We start from the raw sequence: 18,839 nt of genomic DNA, 5'->3' as shown, positions 1-18,839 counted from the left end.
GTCGGGTACGGCTGGTCGTCGGGGCGCACGCGCCCGTCGGGGTCGTCGAAGGGGGTGGGCGGCGGGCCCGACCCTCACACGTCGACGTGCGTGCGGGGGTCGCCGAAGAACTCCAGCCTGCCCGCCGCGGTCAGGAACGTCTCGTCGGTGACCGTCCAGGTGTGGCCCATGCGGTCGGTGCCGCGCACGCTGACGTACCCGAACCTGTCCGCCGAGAAGATGGGCACGCCGGCCGCGGCGGCCCGGTCGAGGATGTCGGTGTCGACCGCGCGCGGCAGGTGGTCGCCGAACCGCAGGTCACGGACCACGTCGCCCTCGAACAGCATCGAGCCGCCCTGCACGCGCGTGCCGAACGTGTTCTCGTGGTCCGGGTACCGCAGCACCACGGCGTCCGTGGAGCGCAGCCACACGTAGTGCGCCCACTTGCCCGCCAGGCCCGCGCCGCTCGAGCGCAGCGCCTGCGCCAGGTCCGCCAGGTAGTGCGGGCCGTAGTGGTTGTCGTCGTCCATCTTGGCGACCAGGTCGCCGCTCGCGGCGTCGACGCCCAGGTTCATGCACCGCCCCAGCGTGGCCTCGGCGGGCGCCTCGACGACCACCAGACGCAGGCCCAGCTCACGTGCGCGCCCCTCGAGCTCGGCCGTCCGGCCCGTGATGCCGTGCAGCACCAGGACGAGCTCGACGTCCACGTCCCGCTGCGCCGCGAGCTGCACCAGGACGTGCTCGAGCTGGTCGGGCCGGTTCGTCGGGACCACCGCGGACACGGTCCGTCCGCGGTGCGGCAGGTCGAGACCCGCGGCGGACGCGAGCGCGAGCGCGCGGTCGTCGAACCCGTGCCCCGCGCTCGCGCGGCGCAGCAGCACCGCGTCACGGTCGCGCAGCTCGGGCTGCGCGGCCCGTGCGCGCACCGAGTGCCGCGCGTCGCGCACGTCCTGCTCGACCACCACGACGCGCGCGGCGACCGTGGGCGGCAGCCCCGCGGGCAGCGGGCCCACGCAGTACGGCGTGACCCCGGCCCCGGCCGCGTCGAGGATCAGGTGCGCCGCGTCGGGCGCGGTCGCGTCGAGGACCACGGCCGCGTACCGGGTCAGCGTCTGCGCCGCTGTGGCACCGGGTTCCGCGCGGTCGGTCGCCACCGGCGCGAGATCCTTGCGGCCCACCAGGCCCGCGGGCGCGACGACCAGCGCGCGCTCCCCGCGCGGCCCACCGGCGCGGGCCGACCAGGCCGCGGCGAGCGGCAGGACCTGCACGGCGCGCGGCGCCCACGACGCCACCTGGGACTCGTCGGCCACGAGCACCTGGCTCGCCACGTCGAGCCAGGCCGCGGCGCCCGGGCCGCCCGACGTCGCCCAGACGAGCACCGGGACGCCGCCGGAGACCACGTGCGCGACGAACGCCGCGAACGCCTCGTCGTCGCCGGTCCAGCCCGCCGGCCGCCCGTCGACGAGCTCGACGACCACGACCTGCGGGAGGTCACCCGCCGGGACGTCCGCGCTCACGCGCTCCTGCGTCCACTGGCCAGCCAGACCGGTGGCCGTGCGGTCCCCCGCGACGACCCACGCGCGCACGGACGCGCACGCGGGGGCGGGGCGGACGGCGGGCGTCGCCGGGCCGGGATCGGCCGGGGTGGCCACGGGTGCGGGACCGCTCGCGGGGTTCGGACGCAGTCGCTCGGCGACGCGGCGCAGTCGTGCGTTGACCACTCAGCTCTCCTCGGTGGGGGCGGTCGCGCCGATCGCGTCGATCAGCTCGCTGCGGAGCATCGCGACGGTCGAGCGCACGTAGGTGTCGGTGAGGTGCGAGCCCTGCCGGTAGACCAGCACGTCCCCGATCACCGGGGCGCAGCGTGTGGTCGGGCATACCCATGGCGTCATGTCGACGACGCCGACCGCGTCGCCCAGCGCGGTCGCCGCCGCGAGCTGCTCGGACGCCGCGCTCGAGCGCACCGCGTCGTCGCGGTCGAACGCGCAGGCCGTGAGCGTCTCGAGGTGCTCGGCCACGCACTCGTACACCTCGTCCGGCGGCGCCGGGTTGTCGAGCAGCACGACCACGCGCGTCCCGAGCGCGGCGACCTCCTGCCACCGGCGCTCGATGCCCGCGGACATCGCCTCGCTCGAGGAGTCGCCGCCGTCCGGAGGCATCGCGCTCGTCGCACGCTGGGACGTGACGAGCACGTCGGGCGGAGCGGCCGTGAGCTCGGCGAGCACGGCGTCGTTCCAGGCCACGCACGACTCGTACGGCTTGCCGCCCTGCGTCTGGACCACGTCGGCGAACGCGCACGCGGACTTGGTCCACGTGGTCACGCGCCAGCCCTCGGACCGGCCGATCTCGTCGAGCGCCGACGTCCACTGCAGCATCTTCGAGTCGCCCACGACGGCGACGTCGAGCGTGCCGTCGGGGTCGCCCCACGCGCATGCGCGCGGCTCCGACCCGTCGGAGTCGACCTGGCACTCGCGGTCGTACGCCTCGGGGACGTCGTCGACCGCGTCGGTCGGTGCGGGCGTCATGAACCGCACGGTGTCCCGCGGTGCCCCCGCCTGCGGCCCGCCGTCCTGGATCACCTCGGCGCCGACGAGCGTGCGCGGGTCCTCGGGGCGCGTGTCGGGCGGAGGCGGCGGCCCCTGCGGCACCGCGAGCAGGAGCGCCACGCCCGCGAGCACGCCGACGAGGGTGCACGCCAGGCCCACGGTCAGGGCGCGCCGCGCCTTGGCCGCGACCCAGGTCGAGAACCGCACGGGGTTCTCGACCAGCCGGAGCGAGAGCCACGCGGGCACGACCGACGCCGCCGTGACCAGCAGCCCGACCTTGGCGCCCAGCTCGCCACCCGCGGCGAACGTCGCCGCCACCACGAGCGGCCAGTGCCACAGGTACAGCGAGTAGGACATGCCGCCGATCCAGACCAGCGGACGCAGGGCCAGCAGCCGCGCCGGGCCGGCCGCGCGGAACCCCGCGACGATCACCGCCGCGGTGCCGAGCGTCGGCACGAGCGCGGCGGACCCCGGCCACGGCGTGGCCGAGGAGAACAGGAGCGCGCTCGCCAGGATCGCCGCGAGACCGGCCCAGCCGGCCAGCGCCGCGACACGTGCGGGCACCCGCACCCACCACGCGGCGCCGATCGCGACCGCGGCCCCGATCCCCAGCTCCCACAGGCGCGTGGTCGTGACGAAGAACGCGACCGCGGGCTGCGTCGAGGTCAGGTGCACCGACCACACGAGCGACGGCACCACGATGAGCGCGAGCGCGACCGCCATGGTCGGCCGGACCCGCAGGCGCGTCCGGCGCACGACGAGGCCCACGAGCACCAGCAGCAGCGGCCAGACGATGTAGTACTGCTCCTCGACCGCGAGCGACCAGAAGTGCTGCACGGGCGAGGCGCCCGTGCCCTCGGCCAGGTAGTCGACGGACCGGTCCGCCAGCCGCCAGTTCACGACGTACAGCGCGGCCGAGACGATGTCCCCGCCGAACGCGCGCCACTGCGTCACGGGGATGAAGGCCCAGGTCAGCAGCGCGCTGGCGATGAGGGTGAGCGCGGTCGCCGGCAGCAGCCGCTTGGCGCGGCGCGCGTAGAAGCGGGACAGCGAGACCCGGCCGGAGCGTTCGAGCTCGCGCACCAGCAGGCCCGTGATCAGGAAGCCCGACAGCACGAAGAAGATGTCCACGCCGACGAACCCGCCCGAGAGCTGGTCGACGCCCGCGTGGTAGACGAGCACCAGGCCGACCGCGATCGCGCGCAGACCCTCGATGTCGGGCCGGAAGCCCGCACCCTGGCGGCCGCGCGTCGGCGTGTGCTGCGCCAGCACCGTGTCAGTTCCGGCCACGTCGCTCCTCGGTCACCCGTGCTGCCTCGACCATCGCGTCACACATCCGCGTACTCCCAGGGCTCGCCGTAGAACAGCAGCCGCGACGGCTTGGCGAGCAGCTCGGCGTCCGTGACGCGCCACGTGTGCTCGGCCGTGCGCGCCGTGCGGACCGACACGAACCCGAACCGGTCGGCGGCGTACACGCGTCCCCCGCGGTCGCGCACCTTGTCGAGGAACGTCGTGTCCACGCGGCGCGGCAGGTCCTCGAACCGCACGGCGCGCGCGAGCTCGCGCTCGACGACGATCGTCCCGCCCTGGACCAGGCGCGTGTAGCGGTGCTCGACGGCCGGGAACCGCAGCAGCGCGGCACGCGTCGACTCGAGGTAGGTCAGGTGCGCCCACTTGCCGACCACCTGGGCCGCGGTGCACCCGAACGTCGCGACCAGGTCGGCGAGATAGTGCTGCCCGTAGTAGTTGTCGTCGTCCATCTTCGCGACGTACGTGCCGTCGGCCGCGTCCACACCGAGGTTCATGCACGCCCCGAGCGTCAGGGAGGCGTCCGCGGCCACCGCACGCACGTGCTCGAGGCCCCGCGCGGCCGCGCGCGCCGCGAGGTCCTCGCGACCGACCTCGAAGCCGTGCGTCACCAGCACGAGCTCGACCGCGGGGTGCCGCTGACGCGCGATCGCGTCGAGCACGTCGTCGAGCCGGTCGGGCCGCATGGTCGCGACCACCGCCGACACCGACGGCACCGTCGTGGCCCCGAGACCGGCGGCGTCCAGCAGCTGGCCCGCGCGCACCGTCGCGCTCCACCCCGCGAGCGCCGCCCGGCGGGCGCGGTGCGCATGACGGTCCCGCAGCTCGGCGTGCCGGTCGAGCGCCGCGAGCGTCCAGCGCGCGTCGTCCGCGCCGTCGACCGCGAGGACGCCCGGCACGCGTCCGGCGACCGCGGCGCTCGTCGTGACGACGACGCTCCCGGCCGCGGCGCTGCGCAGCAGCCCGGGCGTGACGACGTCGCGCGACGCGTCACCCGTGAGCACGGTCGCGCGCCACGTGCGTCCGTCGCTCGGACGCGGACGGGCCGCATGGTGAGCGTCGAGCGCCGCGACCAGCGCGGCGTCCGCCTCGGCCTGCGCGCCCTCGTGCCGGTGCGCGGCGCCGGGGCGCAGCCGCACGCGGGCGCCGTCCCGGCGCGCGGAGAACGTGCTGCCGAGCTCGACCGTCGCGTCGCCCCGTGCGCCGTACGCCGCGACGCGTGCGGCGTCGTCGGCGCCGACGACGGTCGCACCCGCCGGGGCGAGCGGGCGGTCACCGGCCGCGCGGACGGTGTCCCAGACGAGCGCGGGGACGCGCAGCGCCCGGGCCGCGGCGAGCACGGCGGCCGCCTCGTCGGCGGTGACGTCGTGCGCCGAGCCCGGCCCGCCGGACCACTCGAGCACCAGGGCGTCGGCCCCGGACAGGTGCGTGCCCAGCACCGTGGCGTCCTGCGCGGCCGCCCGGCGCTGCGCCCACTCGGGCTCCAGCAGGTCCGCGAGCCGGTCGGACGCGACCACCACGACGACCTCCGGGCGCGGCGGACCGCCGCGCCGGACGTCGGGTCCGGGCACGGCGACGTCGCGGCCCGCGCGCTGCTCACCCGCGACGCGCGCGGCGGCGGCGAGCCACCGTCGCGCCGGCCGGGCCGGGGCGAGGGTGCGCGCACCGCCGCGGGCGGCGTCGGTCACCCGCGCGCCCGCAGCTCGGCGACCAGGACGTCGGCGATGCGCTCGCCCGCGTGCCCGTCCCACAGCGGGGGCACGGACCACGTCTGCGGGCGGCCGGCCGCGAGCGCGGCCGCCACCTCGTCGGCCAGGCCCTCGCGGGTCACCAGCCGGTTGGTGCCATGCGTGATCGTGACGGGACGCTCGGTGTTGGGACGCAGCGTGAGGCACGGCACCCCGAGCACGGTCGTCTCCTCCTGCACGCCGCCCGAGTCCGTCACGACCAGGCGCGCACCGTCCACGAGCCCCATGAAGTCGAGGTACCCCAGCGGGTCTGTGACCGAGACGCCGGGGTGGTCGAGCAGCCCCGCGGCCTCGAGCCGGCCGCGGCCGCGCGGGTGCAGCGGGAGCACCACGCGCACCTGGTCGGCGACGGCGTGCACCGCCGCCACGAGCGCCGCGACGTCCGCGGGGTCGTCGACGTTGCCCGGGCGGTGCAGCGTGCCGACCGCGTACGGCTCGTCGGGCAGGCCGAGCGTGGCCGCCGCGTCGGGCGTGAACCGGTCGCGCGCGGACAGGAGCGTGTCGATCATCGGGTTGCCGACCAGGTGGATGCGGTCGGCGGGCACGCCCTCGTGCGCGAGGTGCGCGATCGCGTCCGGGCTGGTGGCGAGCAGCACGTCCGAGAGCCGGTCCGTGACGACGCGGTTGACCTCCTCGGGCATCGAGGGGTCGAAGCTGCGCAGACCCGCCTCGACGTGCGCGACGGGGATCATGAGCTTGGCGGCCACGAGCGCCGCGGCGACGGTCGAGTTCACGTCGCCGTACACCACGACCATCGCGGGCCGGCGCTCGAGCATGACCTCCTCGAGCGCGACCATGATCGCCGCGGTCTGACCCGCCTGCGTGCCCGAGCCGACGCCCAGGTTGATGTCCGGCCGGGGCAGCCGCAGCTCGCGGAAGAACACCTCCGACATGCGGTCGTCGTAGTGCTGACCCGTGTGGACGAGCACCTGCTCGACGCCACGCCCCCCGAGGGCGGCGACGACGGGTGCCGCCTTGGGGAAGTTGGGACGGGCACCGGTGATGTGCAGGACGGCGTCAGACATCCGGGGGCGAGCTCCTCGAGGGGCGGGACGGGTCGCTTCGGGCTCCGCGTCGGCGCCCGACGGGCGCCGGCCGTGCCCCGCGCGGGACGGGCCGCGCACGGGAGCGGACGCGCCCGGAGCACGTCGCATCATGCCAGACTCGGGGGCCGTGTCACCCGACAGCGCCCCCGGCGGCGCCCCCTCCAGCGGTCCCGCGAGCGCGTCGGACCGGGCCACGGCCGTGCGGCGCGACGACGACGTCCCACGCGTCACGGCGCCGCGCGGCGGGGCCGTCGGACGCCGTGCACGCGCCCTGGTCCGCGACGCGCTGCCGGCCGCGAGCGTCGCGCGCGGACACCTCGGTCGCCACCCGGTCGTCGCGGCGACGCGCGCGCTGCGCGCGCTGCCCGCTCCGGTGCGGCGCGCACTCGCCGACACGCTGGGGCGCACCCGGACGGTGGCCGGAGCGCTCGCGCTGGGTGCGGACGGTCGTTCCGACGCGGCCGACGCGACGCTGCGCGCACTCGCCGCCACGCGCGCGCCGCGCCGTGCGTCTGCGGCCGCGATCGCGGCCGTCGCGCTGCACCGCGGGGCGCTCGCCCGCGCGGCGCTCGACGCCGTACCCGGGACGGCTCCGGGACGCAGGCGCGCCGAGGCGCTCGTCGCGGCCGAGGAGGGCCACCTGACGCGCGCGGTGGCCGCGCTCGCCGACGCGCGCGGGCCCGCGGAGCGACGTCTGCGCGCGGACCTGCAGGGCGAGGTGGCGGTGCTCACCCCCGGCCGGCTGCCCGGACGCACGCACGTCCCGTCCGGCCGCGCACCCGCGCGCGTGCTGCACCAGGTGACGAACGCGCTGCCCGAGGTGCAGGCCGGCTACACGACCCGCACGCACGGCCTGGCCGCGGCCCAGCACGCGCTCGGGCTCGACGTGCACGTGGGCACACGTCTGGGGTTCCCGGTCACGGCGGGCAGCCTGGGGGCGCCGCGCACGGTCGTGCGCGACGGCGTCGGCTACCACCGGCTGCTGACGGCCCGCCCGCTCCCCCGGCGCGCCGACGACCGGCTCGCGCACGACGTCGCCGCGACGACCGCGCTCGCGCGCGCGCTGGCACCCGACGTGCTGCACGCGCACAGCAAGTTCGTCAACGCGGACGTCGCGCTGCGCGTCGCCGCACGCCTCGACCTCCCGGTCGTCTACGAGGTGCGCGGGTTCCTCGAGGAGACGTGGCGCAGCCGCGGCGGCGACCCGGCCGCCGACCTGTACCGCGGCGCACGCGAGCGCGAGACCGAGGTCATGCTCGCCGCCGACCGCGTCGTGACGATCTCGCAGGGCATGCGGGACGCGATCGTCGCGCGTGGCGTGCCCGCGGCCCACGTGCACGTCGTGGCGAACGCGGTCGACGACCGGTTCACCGGTCCGCTCGCCGACCCCACGGACGTGCGCGCCCGGCTCGGCATCCCGGACGGTGACGTCGTGGTCGGCACCGTCACGACCGTCAACGACTACGAGGGCGTCGACGTCCTGGTGGATGCGGTCGCGCTGCTGCGGGCCCGGGGCCTGCCCGTGCGCCTGCTCGTCGTCGGCTCGGGTCCCGCTCTGGCGGGCGTGCGCGCGCGTGCGGCCCGCGCCCTGGGTGACGCGGCGCACCTGCCCGGGCGGGTGCCGTTCGCCCAGGTGCCCGCGTGGCACCGCGCGATCGACGTGTTCGCGGTCCCGCGCCGGGACCTGCCCGTGACCGCCGCGGTCACGCCGATCAAGCCGCTCGAGGCGCTCGCGAGCGCACGACCCGTGGTGGCGAGCGACCTGCCCGCGCTGCGCGAGCTCGTGACGCCGGCGTGGGGTGCGCTCGCCGCGGCCGACGACCCCGCCGCACTCGCGACGGCGCTCGAGACGTTCGTCACCGACCCGGTCGCGCGGCACGACGCGGGCTCCGCGGGCCGGGCCTGGATCCTGGCCGAGCGCACGTGGCGCCGCGCCGCCGAGCAGTACCGCGCGCTGTACACCGGTTTGTAACGGGCGCCCCGCATCGCAGAGGATGCCCACCTCACGCGCGATATGCTTCCGCGCGGTCCATCCCCGACCTGGGAGTCTCGTCTGTGTCCATCGACGTCGTCATCATCGGGCTCGGCTACGTGGGCCTCCCGCTCGCGCAGGAGGCCGCGCGGTCAGGTCTCTCCGTCGTCGGCTTCGATGTCAGCACCGCTGTCGTCGACGGCCTGAACGCGGGTCGCTCGCACGTCGACGACCTCTCGGACGACGACATCGCGGAGATGCTCACGAGCGGCTTCCGCGCCACGACCGACCCCGAGCAGATCGTCGGCGCCGCGACGTACGTCATCTGCGTGCCCACGCCGCTGGCCGAGGACGGCGGACCCGACCTGGGTGCCGTGCTGTCCGCGACCCGCACCGTCACGCCCGCGATGCGGGCGGGCGCGCTCGTGGTCCTCGAGTCCACGACGTACCCGGGCACCACCGAGGAGGTCCTGCTGCCGATGCTCGCCGAGAGCGGGCTCGTGGCGGGCACCGACTTCTTCCTGGCGTTCTCCCCCGAGCGCATCGACCCGGGCAACGCGGTGTACGGCATGAAGAACACGCCCAAGGTCGTCGGCGGCATCGACGAGACCTCGACGGCGCGTGCGGCCGAGTTCTACGGGCGGTTCGTCGACCAGGTGGTGCCCGCGAAGGGCACGCGCGAGGCCGAGATGGCCAAGCTGCTCGAGAACACGTACCGGCACATCAACATCGCGCTGGTCAACGAGATGGCGCGGTTCTGCCACGAGCTCGGCGTCGACCTGTGGGACGTCATCGACCTCGCGAAGACCAAGCCGTTCGGCTTCCAGGCGTTCTACCCCGGTCCGGGCGTCGGCGGGCACTGCATCCCGATCGACCCGAACTACCTGAGCTACCGCGTGCGCAGCCGGCTGGGCTACCCGTTCCGGTTCGTCGAGCTGGCGCAGGAGATCAACTCGACGATGCCCGCGTACGTCGCGCGCCGCGCGCAGGACCTGCTCAACGACGCGGGCCGCGCCATCAAGGGCTCGCGCGTGCTGCTGCTGGGTGTGACGTACAAGCCCGACATCGCCGACCAGCGCGAGTCGCCCGCCGTGCCGCTCGCCAAGCAGCTCACGACGCTCGGCGCCGACGTGCGCTTCCACGACCCCGCGGTCGAGCAGTGGCGCGTCGACGGCCGCGTGCTCGAGCGCGAGGCGGACCTGGACGCCGCGGTGGCCGACGCCGACCTGGTGATCCTCGTGCAGAACCACCGCGCGTACGACGTCGACGCGATCGTCGGCGCCGCGCAGCGGCTGCTGGACACCAAGGGCGCGACGACCGACCCCCGCGCGCACCGCCTGTGAGGTCGCGACACCCGGGCTCGGGTGCGCCCGTGTCCGGGCCGCCGGACGACGAGCTGGACGCCGCCGCGCTCGCCGAGCGTTACGGGCTCGAGCGCATCGGCGCCCGGCCCGCGCTGATCCCGTACGTCCGGGACATCTGGCAGCGGCGGCACTTCCTGTGGACGCTCGCCTCGGGCCGCGCGTACACGCGCAACACCGACAACTACCTGGGCCAGGTCTGGTCGATCCTCAACCCGCTGCTGCTCGCGGGCACGTACTACCTGGTGTTCGGCGTGCTGCTGACCACGCGGGGCGGCACCCAGAACTACGTCGCGTTCCTCACCACCGGCATCTTCATCTTCAGCTTCATCTCCACGGCGATCTCCTCCGGTGCGAGCGCGATCACGGGCAACCTGTCGCTGGTGCGCGCGCTGCACTTCCCGCGCGCGCTGCTGCCACTGTCCATCGCGGTCGCCGAGCTCATCAACCTGATCCCGACGATCGTCGTGATGCTGCTGATCATCGCGCTGTCGGGTGAGCCGATCACGTGGACGTGGCTCCTGCTGGTCCCGGCCGTCGCGATGATCACGCTGTTCAACGCGGGCTGCGCGCTCATCACCGCGCGCATCGTGGCGACCGCACGCGACGTGCGCAACCTGATCCCCGTCGGCACGCGACTGCTGCGCTACTTCTCGGGCGTGTTCTACTCGATCGACTACTACGCGACCGACTCGCTCGCGTCGCTCGTGCTGGCCTACCAACCCGTCGCGCTGTACATCGACATCGTCCGCTCGTGCGTGCTCGTGGAGACACCCCTGCAGGCCCACCTGTGGTGGTTGGGCGCCGGCTGGGCCGTGCTGTTCAGCGTGGTCGGCTTCATCATGTTCTGGCGGGCGGAGGAACGCTATGGCCGGGACTGACCCCCGCCGGTTCGAGGAGATCGACTTCGAGGCCGACGCCACCGACGTGCCCGAGGGCGCCGCACCCGGGTCAGAAGCGCACGAGTCGCCCCTCGGCCCACCGTCGCTCATCGTCGACGACCTGCACATCCGGTACCGCATCGTGGGTGCGGGCAAGCGGCAGGCCGTCACGGACGGGCCGGCGCCCGGGCGCGTGCGGCGCCTGCTGAACCGCGGCGGCCAGCACGTCGGGGCCACCGAGGTGCACGCGGTGCGCGGGGTGTCGTTCGTCGCGCACACGGGCGAGTCGATCGGGATCGTCGGGCGCAACGGCGCCGGCAAGAGCACGCTGCTGCGCGCCATCGCGGGCCTCATCCCGCCGAGCCAGGGTGCCGTGTACGTGGGCGGGACCAGCTCGCTGCTGGGCGTCAACGCGGCGCTCATGAGCTCGCTCACGGGCGAGCGGAACATCATGCTCGGCGGGCTCGCACTGGGCCTGACGCCGCAGCAGGTGCGCGAGCGGTTCGACGACATCGTCGAGTTCGCCGGCATCGGCGAGTTCGTCTACATGCCGATGAAGGCGTACTCCTCGGGCATGGCCGCGCGCCTGCGGTTCGCCATCTCGACCGCGGCGATCCCCGACGTGCTCATGATCGACGAGGCGCTCGCGACCGGTGACGCCGAGTTCCGCGCACGCAGCAGCGAGAAGATCCGCGAGGTCAAGGACCACGCCGGCACGGTGTTCCTGGTGAGCCACTCGAACAAGGCGATCACGCAGATGTGCGACCGAGCGCTGTGGATCGAGCAGGGCGAGATCATCATGGACGGTCCGTCGGACGAGGTCGTCGCCGCCTACGCCAAGTCGCTCAAGAGGTAGCGCGTGCGCGTCCTGGTGTGCACCGTCGTCCACGACCCGCAGGACGCCCGGATCAGGTTCCGTCAGATCGAGGCGCTGCTCGCCGCGGGCCACGAGGTCACGTACGCCGCACCGTTCACGGCGTACGGGCGCACGGCGCCCGACGGCGTACGGGCGGTCGACCTCGCGCGCGCCACGGGCCGCCACCGGCTCCGCGCGGTGCTCGCCGCGCGGCGCACGCTCGCCGGCCTCGCGGGCTCGCACGACGTGGTCCTGCTGCACGACCCCGAGCTCCTGCTGGCCGTCATGCGCTCGGCCACGCTGCGCCGCACGGTCGTCGTGTGGGACGTGCACGAGGACACCGCCGCTGCGGTCGGCATGCGTGCGTGGGTCCCCCGCCTGCTGCGCCGGATCGCGCGCGCCGGGGTCCGGGTGCTCGAGACGTGGGCCGAGAAGCACGTGCGGCTGCTGCTCGCCGAGCACGCCTACGCCGAGCGGTTCGCGCGCCCGCACCCCGTGGTGCCCAACTCGGTCGTCGTGCCCGACCACGTCACGACGACCACCCAGCGCGACGAGTCGGGACGCCTGCGCGTGGTCTACCTGGGTCGCGTGACGTACGCGCGCGGTGCCCGCGTGCTGCTCGACCTGGCGCCGCTGCTCCCCCGCGACGTCGTGCTCGAGGTCATCGGACCCGCCGACGACGACCTGCGGACCGCGCTCGAGGCCGCGCGCGGCGACGGCGCGCTGGTGTGGCGCGGGTTCGTCCCGAACGACGAGGCGCTGCACCGCCTGGACGGTGCGCTGGCCGGGCTCTCGCTGCTGCGCGCCGAGCCGAACTACGCGCACTCGCGTCCGACCAAGCTCATGGAGTACATGGCGCACGGCGTCGCCGTGATCAGCACGCCCAACCCCGCGTCGCGCGAGCTCGTCGAGCGCACGCAGGCCGGCGTCCTGGTGCCGTTCGACGACGCGTCGGCGGTGGCCGACGCCGTGCGGCGCCTGGTCGAGGACGACGAGCTGCGCGCGCGGATGGCCACGTCCGGGCGCGCCGCGGCGCTGGCCGAGCTGGACTGGGCCGCCGACGGCCGCCGCTTCGTCGCGACGCTCGAGGGCTGGGCCGCGCGGTCCTGAGTCCGCTGCCCGGGCTGCCCGCGCGGGGCGGTCAGCGAGGCACGCGGTCAGCGGGGCGCGCGGTCAGCGAGGCGCGCGGTCGGCGTGCTCGGCGCGGACACCCGCGAGGAAGCCCGCACCCCACGCCAGGTGCATGGTCGCGACGACGCCGGGGAACCACGCGCGGGCGCGCGGCGCCAGGCCCTTGCCCTCGACCACCGTGGCGGCCGCGAGGATCGCGGCGTAGCCGACCGGCGCCGCGAACCCGAGCCGCAGCCACGCCGGCCCGCCCACGAGGCCTGCCACGCCCGCGAGCGTGCCGCCCGCGAGGCCGACGACCGCGACGGGCGCGGCGAGGTACCGCATCGACGCGGTCTCGGGGTAGGTCCGCACGACCTCGCGCCGCCAGCGACCCGAGCCGCGGAACTGCGTGACCAGCGCGCGCAGGCCCGAGCGCGGCCGGTACGCCACGCGCATGCCCGGCTCGAACCACACGGTGTGGCCCGCGGCGCGGATGCGGTGGTTGAGCTCCCAGTCCTGCGCGCGCGTGAAGTGCTCGTCGAACCCGCCGAGCTCCTCGAGCACGTCGCGCCGGAACACGCCCAGGTACACGCTCTGCGTGGGTCCGGCCTGGCCCCCGACGTGGAACGGTGCGCCGCCGATCCCCACGCGGCTGCTCATGGCGCGCGCGACCGCCTGCTCGAACGGCGTGCGGCCCTCGGGCACCATCACGCCCCCGACGTTGGCCGCGCCCGTGCGAGCGAGCGCGTCGACCGCGGTCTCGATGTAGCGGGGCGGCAGGAAGCCGTGCCCGTCGACGCGCACGAGGATCGCGTGCCGCGACGCGCGGATGGCGGCGTTCAGGCCCGCGGGCGTCCGTCCGGTGGGGTTCTCGACGACGACGACGCGCGGGTCGCGCGCGGCGAGCTCGTCGGCGATCTGCGCGGTGCGGTCCTGCGAGGGCCCGACGGCCAGCACGATCTCGATCTCGCCCGCGTAGCCGTCGTCGAGGATGCGGTGCACGGAGTCCGCGAGGTACGGCTCCTCGTCCCGCACCGGCATGATCACGCTGACGGGCGGCAGGGCGGCCTCGCCCTGGTCGGGCACGGCGGGCGCGGGCTCGGGGATCACCGGCCGGATGCTATCCCAGGTCGGCAGCCAGGACGGCCTCGATCGCGGCGCCCAGCACGGGTGCGAGGCTGCGCGAGTACTCGGCCGTCACGTGGTGCTCGTCGCGCATGACGAGCATGCCGTCGACCACCGCGGGGCAGATCTCGTCGGTGCACAGCCACGGCGTCAGGTCGATCACGGGCGTGCCCGTCTCCTGCGCGGCCGCGGCGATGTTCGCCTGGCCCGAGGCCGCGAGCGCCTCGTCGGCGGGGCTGTCGCACGCCGCCGGGTCCGTCAGGTGGTCCTCGAGGCAGTCACCGAGCTCCTGCGCGAGCCACGGCGTGTCCTGGACGACCACGAGCGGCACGCCCGCATCCCGCAGGCGTCCCCACGTGCGCTCGAGCGCCGACCGGAGCGCCGCGTCGGCCTCGTCACCCGCGGGCACCTTGACGCCGTCGGTCACCACGTCGTACTCGCCGCTGAGCGACGTCACGACGAGGTCCGGCGGGTCGGCCAGGATGCGCTCGACCACGGCCTCGCCCCACGCGAGGCAGCTCTCGTAGGCGCCGTCCCGCGCCCGGATCCAGACCAGCTGGTCGAGCACGGGGCACGCGGTCTTCGACGAGACCTGCAGCTGCCAGCCCTCGTCGGTCGCCGCCTGCGCGAGGCCCGAGGACCAGTGCGCCGCGTGCGAGTCGCCGACCAGCAGGATCTGCGTGGCCGAGTCCTCGTCGCCGAACGTGCAGCGCCACGGCGAGTCGCCGTCGATGTCCTGGTGGCACTTCTGGTCGTAGTGCACGGGGTAGGAGTCGCGCGCGTGCGCGGGGTCCGGCACGTAGGTGTCCACGGCGACGCTGGGTCCCAGCGACGGCGCGAGCGCCGCGAGGACGTCCTCGACGGAGGGTGCGGTCGGCTCGGGGCTGGGGGCCGGGCTCGGCGTCGCGTCCACGCGGGTCGGCGCCGGCTCTGCGGCACGCGCGACGCCCGAGGGCGTCGGTTCGGCCAGGTCGCCCGGCTCGGACGTGCACGCGGCGAGCGCGGCGACGCTCACGCACAGGAGAGCCAGGAGGGCGGAGCGGGAGGACATCGGTCGATGGTAAATGCCCGTGCGTCAGATCACCGGGGGGCGTCCGTGCCGCGTCATGCGCGCGACCGTGGACCAGCGCATGGGACGCAGCGCCGGCGGCGTGCTCCGCCAGCCCTCCCACCAGCCGGCGAACCACGCGCGCAGCACCGCGGGCCGGCGCCACGTGCGCAGGACCTGCACGAGCGTCCACGAGCCGACGTACACGGGACGCAGCACGGCCGGCAGGTTGCGCCGCGCGAGCCACACGCGGTTCCGTGCGTTGAGGCGGTGGTGGTACGGGTGCCGCGCCTCCTGCTCGTGCGCGCGGTGGTGCACGACGACGTCCCCGGCGTACCAGACGACGTGCCCGGTCTCCCAGACGCGCCACGCGAGCTCGATGCCCTCGTGCGCGTAGAAGAACGCGTGCGGCCACCGCCCGGCGGCCTCGAACACGTCGCGGCGGACCGCGACCGCGCCCTCCCAGACCGAGAACACCGGACCGGGCCGCCCGGGGTGGGCCTTGCGGATGCGGGGCACCCAGCGGCGTGGCGCGGGCCTGCCGTCCGGGTCGAGCACGCGCGGCTGGACCAGCCCCACGTCGCCCGTGCCGAGCCGCGCGACGAGGCGCGCGACCACGTCCGGCGCGGGCAGGCGCGCGTCGTCGTCGAGGAAGAACAGCACGTCGCCACGGACCTGGTCGACGCCCGCGTTGCGCCCGCCCGGGATGCCACGGTTGGCGGGCAGCGCGAGCGTGCGCACGCGCGGGGGCAGCCCGTGCGGCTCCCAGCCGTTCCCCACCACGACGACGTCCACGTGCACGCCCCGCTGCGCCAGCACCGACTCGAGCGCGGCGGCCAGGCTCGCGGGCCGGCGCCCCTGGGTCAGCACCACGACCGCGACCGCGGGCAGCGGCCCGCCGTGCGCGCTGCCCTGCCCGGGGGGCGGCGTCACCGCAGGCGGCGCGACGTCAGGACCGCCGCGACGTGCCCCACGACGACGAACGCGACCACGGGCGCGGCGGCACCGACGAGCCAGGCGGTGGCCGGGACCCCCGCCGCGGTCGTCACCAGAGCGGCGACGAGCGCGAGCAGCGTGAGCTCGACCGAGTGCAGGAGCCGGTGCGCGGGCAGCAGGCGCGCCGCGGACCACGCCCCCGACCACCCGCGAGCGGCGGGCCGGTGGCTGACGTCGGGCGTGACGGGGGCCAGCCCGGCGACCGCGCGGGACGCGTGCACCATGTCGTTCACGGCACGGTTCGCGACCACGCCGAGCGCGAGCAGCGCACCGCACGTGACCGCCCACGACGCGTCGTCGTGCCACGCGGCCCGGACGCCGAGCGCGAGCGCGATCGACGTCTCCGCACCGTAGTGACCGATCTTGTCGAGGAAGACGCCGCGTGCGCTCGCGGTGCCGCGGTACCGCGCGACCTCGCCGTCGCAGCAGTCCAGCAGCATCTGCAGCTGGCCCAGCCCCACGGCCAGCAGCGCGCCCGCCAGGCCGGGCAGCAGCAGCGCGGGACCCGCCAGGACACCGGCCGCGACCATGAGCCACGTGACCGTGTCGGCGTCCGCACCCCACAGCAGGAGGCGGCGGGTCAGGTGCGGCGAGACGCGGCGCAGGTACACGTGCGCGGTCCAGTGCTCGGCACGTCGGCTCCGCACGGCGGGCGGCTGGACGATCGGACGCAGCGCGTCGACCGTCGGCACCCGTGCCGCACCCCGCATCGTGTCCGCCTCCCAGCCGCCTCCTGACGGCCACCTGACCGCACCGTGCCGCCACCCGACCCGGCGCTGCGACCCGTCCCGGCAGGGTAGTCCGCACCACGTGCGGACCTTGCTAGCGTGCCCCCGGCGCGCCTGCGCCGCAGGAGCCGGGAGGGACAGTGCCGATGGGAGCCGTGCGCGCGGTCGTCTCGCTCGCGCGGCTCGCGGTGGGCCGCGCGCGGGGTGCGGTCGCGCGTCGCGCGTTCGAGCGCGAGCAGGCGCTGCGCCCGGCCGTCCTAGCGGGGACGTTCCGCGTGGCCGTCCACTTCCCCGACGCGCCGGTCAACCTCTACCAGCTGCGCCAGTGGTACAGCCCGCTGCAGGCGCTGCACGCCCGCCTGCCGGTGGTGCTGCTGGTGCGGCAGGGCACGACCGCGCGCACCGTCGCCGCCGAGTCGGGACTGCCCGTGCGCCTCGCGCGGTCGGTCGCCCAGGTCGAGGAGCTGCTCACCGACCACCCCGTGCGCGTGGTGCTCTACGTCAACCAGAACGTCCGCAACTTCTCGGTGCTGCGGTACCGCGACCCCGCGCACGTGTTCGTCTCGCACGGCGAGAGCGACAAGGACTACATGGCCTCGAACCAGGCCAAGGCCTACGACCGCGTGCTCGTCGCGGGTGACGCGGCCCGCGTGCGGCTCGCGGCGCTCGCGGAGTACGACGTCGCGGCCCGCACGGTGCCGATCGGCCGGCCCCAGGTGGACGCGCCCCCGCCCGGGCCGGGGCTGGCGCCCACCACGCGACGCACGGTGCTGTACGCCCCCACGTGGGAGGGCGACCGCCCGTCGATGGCATACGGGTCGCTCGCCTCGCACGGACCCGCGCTGCTCGACGCGCTGCTCGCGGACCCGACGGTGCGCGTGGTGGTCCGGCCCCACCCGCGCTCGGGCACGTCCGACCCCGCGACGCGCACCGCGCTGCGGCAGCTGAGGCGACGCGTGCGATCGGCGGCCCGTCGTGACCCGGGGGCCGGGCACCTGTGGGACACGCGCACGTCGTTCGGGTGGCACCTGGCCGCGTGCGACGCGTGCGTGACGGACATCTCCGCGGTCGCGTACGACTGGCTCGCGACCGGCAAGCCGCTGGTCCTCACGCGCCCCGCCGCACCCGAGGCGATCGTCGACCCCGCGGGCCTGCCCGGTGCGCTGCCGCTCCTGGCGGCCGCCGACGCGCACCTCGTCCTCGGGCGCCTCGCGGACGCCGCCGCACCGCAGGCGGCCGCGGTCCGGGCGCGCCTCGTGGCGCACCACTACGGCGACATGGCTCCGGGTGCATCGCTGACCCGGTTCCTCGACGCCGTCACGGCGCTCGTCGCGCAGCGCGACGAGCGCGCGGCGGCCCTCGGCTCGGGGGACGGGCCGGCCTGACGTCAGGGGGTCGGGGTCGACGCCGCGGCGAGCGCGTCGTCGGCACGCCGCAGGTCCGCGGGGAAGTCGACCTCGACCGCGAACAGGTCGCTCACGTCGACGGGGCGCACGCGCAGCCCGTCCCGCGCGATCGCGAGCTCGAGCGCGCGCTCGAAGTAGTCGCCGTCGGCGACGTCGTCGAGGCGGCGGCGCAGCACCGCACGGTCGGCGGCGGCCACCAGGTTCACGCCCACCGCCTCGCCGAGCGCGGGCGTCACCTGCTTGCTCAGGTGCCGCACCCAGCCCTCGTCGTCGAGGTCGTACTTGACCTCCTCCTCCCCCACGGCCGCGGTGTCCACCGCGACCGCGGTCGTCCGCGCGGCCAGCACGCGGCCGACGACCTCGGGGTGGCACACGACGTCGCCGTTGAGCCAGAGCACGTCGCCGGGCGGGCACGCGTCGAGCCCGATCGCGAGACTGCGAGCCGTGTTGGTGCTCGCGTAGCGGTCGTTCGGCACGGCACGCACGGCGGGCTCGGCCGCGCGCACCTCGTCGGCCCGGAAGCCCACGACGACCACCGCGGGCTCGACCACCGCGTGGCGGCTCAGCACGTCGAGCTGCTGACGCAGGATCGTGCGCCCGTCACGCAGCGTCGTCAGGGCCTTGGGCGCGCCGGTGCCCAGCCGTGAGCCCAGGCCCGCGGCGAGCACGACGACGTGCGCGCGCGCACGCCCGTCACGCCCCGCCGCGGACCCGTCGGTCACCGTGCCC

Annotated in this window: 15 protein-coding genes; 6 read left to right on the top strand and 9 right to left on the bottom strand. The window is 75.7% G+C overall.

What is annotated here, in order from left to right; translation table 11 throughout:
* Window positions 1-74 precede the first annotated feature (74 nt).
* Genes CELGI_RS16355 through wecB form a run of 4 tightly spaced genes read right to left on the bottom strand, consistent with a single transcriptional unit; the run spans window position 75 to window position 6,606 of the window.
* Entirely contained in the window at window positions 75-1,700 is a 1,626-nt protein-coding gene (locus CELGI_RS16355; RefSeq protein ID WP_013883147.1) for a glycosyltransferase family A protein, read from the bottom strand.
* Complete coding sequence (locus CELGI_RS05625; protein WP_013883146.1) at window positions 1,701-3,815, bottom strand: acyltransferase family protein; 2,115 nt, start codon at window positions 3,813-3,815, stop codon at window positions 1,701-1,703.
* A 38-nt stretch (window positions 3,816-3,853) separates the two neighbouring features.
* Window positions 3,854-5,521 (bottom strand): glycosyltransferase family 2 protein, encoded by a 1,668-nt coding sequence (locus CELGI_RS17535; protein ID WP_013883145.1) that lies wholly within the window; start codon window positions 5,519-5,521, stop codon window positions 3,854-3,856.
* Window positions 5,518-6,606 carry a non-hydrolyzing UDP-N-acetylglucosamine 2-epimerase gene (gene wecB / locus CELGI_RS05615; RefSeq protein WP_013883144.1) on the bottom strand — a complete coding sequence of 363 codons (1,089 nt, stop codon included), beginning with the start codon at window positions 6,604-6,606 and terminating at the stop codon, window positions 5,518-5,520. Before wecB ends, CELGI_RS17535 begins: the two co-directional genes overlap by 4 nt.
* 148 nt (window positions 6,607-6,754) lie before the next feature.
* Between wecB and CELGI_RS05610 the strand changes: the two genes are divergently transcribed.
* The 5 genes from CELGI_RS05610 (at window position 6,755) to CELGI_RS05590 (ending at window position 12,807) form a co-directional block, all read left to right on the top strand.
* Entirely contained in the window at window positions 6,755-8,599 is a 1,845-nt protein-coding gene (locus tag CELGI_RS05610; protein ID WP_169315135.1) for a glycosyltransferase, read from the top strand.
* A gap of 83 nt (window positions 8,600-8,682) precedes the next feature.
* Complete coding sequence (locus tag CELGI_RS05605) at window positions 8,683-9,942, top strand: nucleotide sugar dehydrogenase (protein WP_013883142.1); 1,260 nt, start codon at window positions 8,683-8,685, stop codon at window positions 9,940-9,942.
* 29 nt (window positions 9,943-9,971) lie between these two features.
* On the top strand, window positions 9,972-10,841 hold the full coding sequence (locus CELGI_RS05600) for an ABC transporter permease (RefSeq protein WP_013883141.1): 870 nt from the start codon (window positions 9,972-9,974) through the stop codon (window positions 10,839-10,841).
* Window positions 10,828-11,697: an ABC transporter ATP-binding protein gene (locus tag CELGI_RS05595; protein WP_013883140.1), complete on the top strand. Its 870-nt coding sequence runs from the start codon at window positions 10,828-10,830 to the stop codon at window positions 11,695-11,697. Before CELGI_RS05600 ends, CELGI_RS05595 begins: the two co-directional genes overlap by 14 nt.
* A 3-nt stretch (window positions 11,698-11,700) precedes the next feature.
* The gene (locus tag CELGI_RS05590) at window positions 11,701-12,807 is read left to right on the top strand and encodes a glycosyltransferase family 4 protein (RefSeq protein ID WP_013883139.1); all 1,107 of its coding nucleotides are present in this window, start codon (window positions 11,701-11,703) and stop codon (window positions 12,805-12,807) included.
* A 63-nt stretch (window positions 12,808-12,870) separates the two neighbouring features.
* On the opposite strand, the gene CELGI_RS05585 is transcribed toward CELGI_RS05590, so the two are convergent.
* Genes CELGI_RS05585 through CELGI_RS05570 form a run of 4 tightly spaced genes read right to left on the bottom strand, consistent with a single transcriptional unit; the run spans window position 12,871 to window position 16,668 of the window.
* A complete protein-coding gene (locus CELGI_RS05585) occupies window positions 12,871-13,917 on the bottom strand; it encodes a glycosyltransferase family 2 protein (protein ID WP_013883138.1) in 1,047 nt (348 codons plus the stop codon).
* Window positions 13,918-13,927: 10 nt separating this feature from the next.
* Window positions 13,928-14,983 (bottom strand): SGNH hydrolase domain-containing protein, encoded by a 1,056-nt coding sequence (locus tag CELGI_RS05580; RefSeq protein ID WP_013883137.1) that lies wholly within the window; start codon window positions 14,981-14,983, stop codon window positions 13,928-13,930.
* A 24-nt stretch (window positions 14,984-15,007) separates the two neighbouring features.
* Window positions 15,008-15,913 (bottom strand): glycosyltransferase family 2 protein, encoded by a 906-nt coding sequence (locus CELGI_RS05575; RefSeq protein ID WP_013883136.1) that lies wholly within the window; start codon window positions 15,911-15,913, stop codon window positions 15,008-15,010.
* Entirely contained in the window at window positions 15,910-16,668 is a 759-nt protein-coding gene (locus tag CELGI_RS05570; RefSeq protein ID WP_245528179.1) for a CDP-alcohol phosphatidyltransferase family protein, read from the bottom strand. Before CELGI_RS05570 ends, CELGI_RS05575 begins: the two co-directional genes overlap by 4 nt.
* Before the next feature lie 182 nt (window positions 16,669-16,850).
* Here CELGI_RS05570 and CELGI_RS05565 point away from each other — a divergent pair, with 182 nt between their 5' ends.
* Window positions 16,851-18,089, top strand: a complete 1,239-nt coding sequence (locus CELGI_RS05565) for a CDP-glycerol glycerophosphotransferase family protein (RefSeq protein ID WP_041574118.1) — start codon at window positions 16,851-16,853, stop codon at window positions 18,087-18,089.
* A 2-nt stretch (window positions 18,090-18,091) separates the two neighbouring features.
* Here the strand turns inward: CELGI_RS05565 and CELGI_RS05560 are convergent, their stop codons facing one another.
* A complete protein-coding gene (locus CELGI_RS05560; RefSeq protein WP_013883133.1) occupies window positions 18,092-18,832 on the bottom strand; it encodes a phosphocholine cytidylyltransferase family protein in 741 nt (246 codons plus the stop codon).
* Window positions 18,833-18,839: the final 7 nt, after the last annotated feature.

This window comes from Cellulomonas gilvus ATCC 13127 (assembly GCF_000218545.1).
GTDB lineage: Bacteria > Actinomycetota > Actinomycetes > Actinomycetales > Cellulomonadaceae > Cellulomonas > Cellulomonas gilvus.
Note: the sequence above shows the minus strand (reverse complement) of the source record. Positions and strands in the feature narration are given on the sequence as shown.

Excerpts from the sequence above, each read along its gene's own strand:
- wecB (WP_013883144.1), bottom strand. The coding sequence starts at position 6,606 with ATGTCTGACGCCGTCCTGCACATCACCGGTGCCCGTCCCAACTTCCCC.
- CELGI_RS05580 (WP_013883137.1), bottom strand. The coding sequence starts at position 14,983 with ATGTCCTCCCGCTCCGCCCTCCTGGCTCTCCTGTGCGTGAGCGTCGCC.
- CELGI_RS05595 (WP_013883140.1), top strand. The coding sequence starts at position 10,828 with ATGGCCGGGACTGACCCCCGCCGGTTCGAGGAGATCGACTTCGAGGCC.
- CELGI_RS05565 (WP_041574118.1), top strand. The coding sequence starts at position 16,851 with ATGGGAGCCGTGCGCGCGGTCGTCTCGCTCGCGCGGCTCGCGGTGGGC.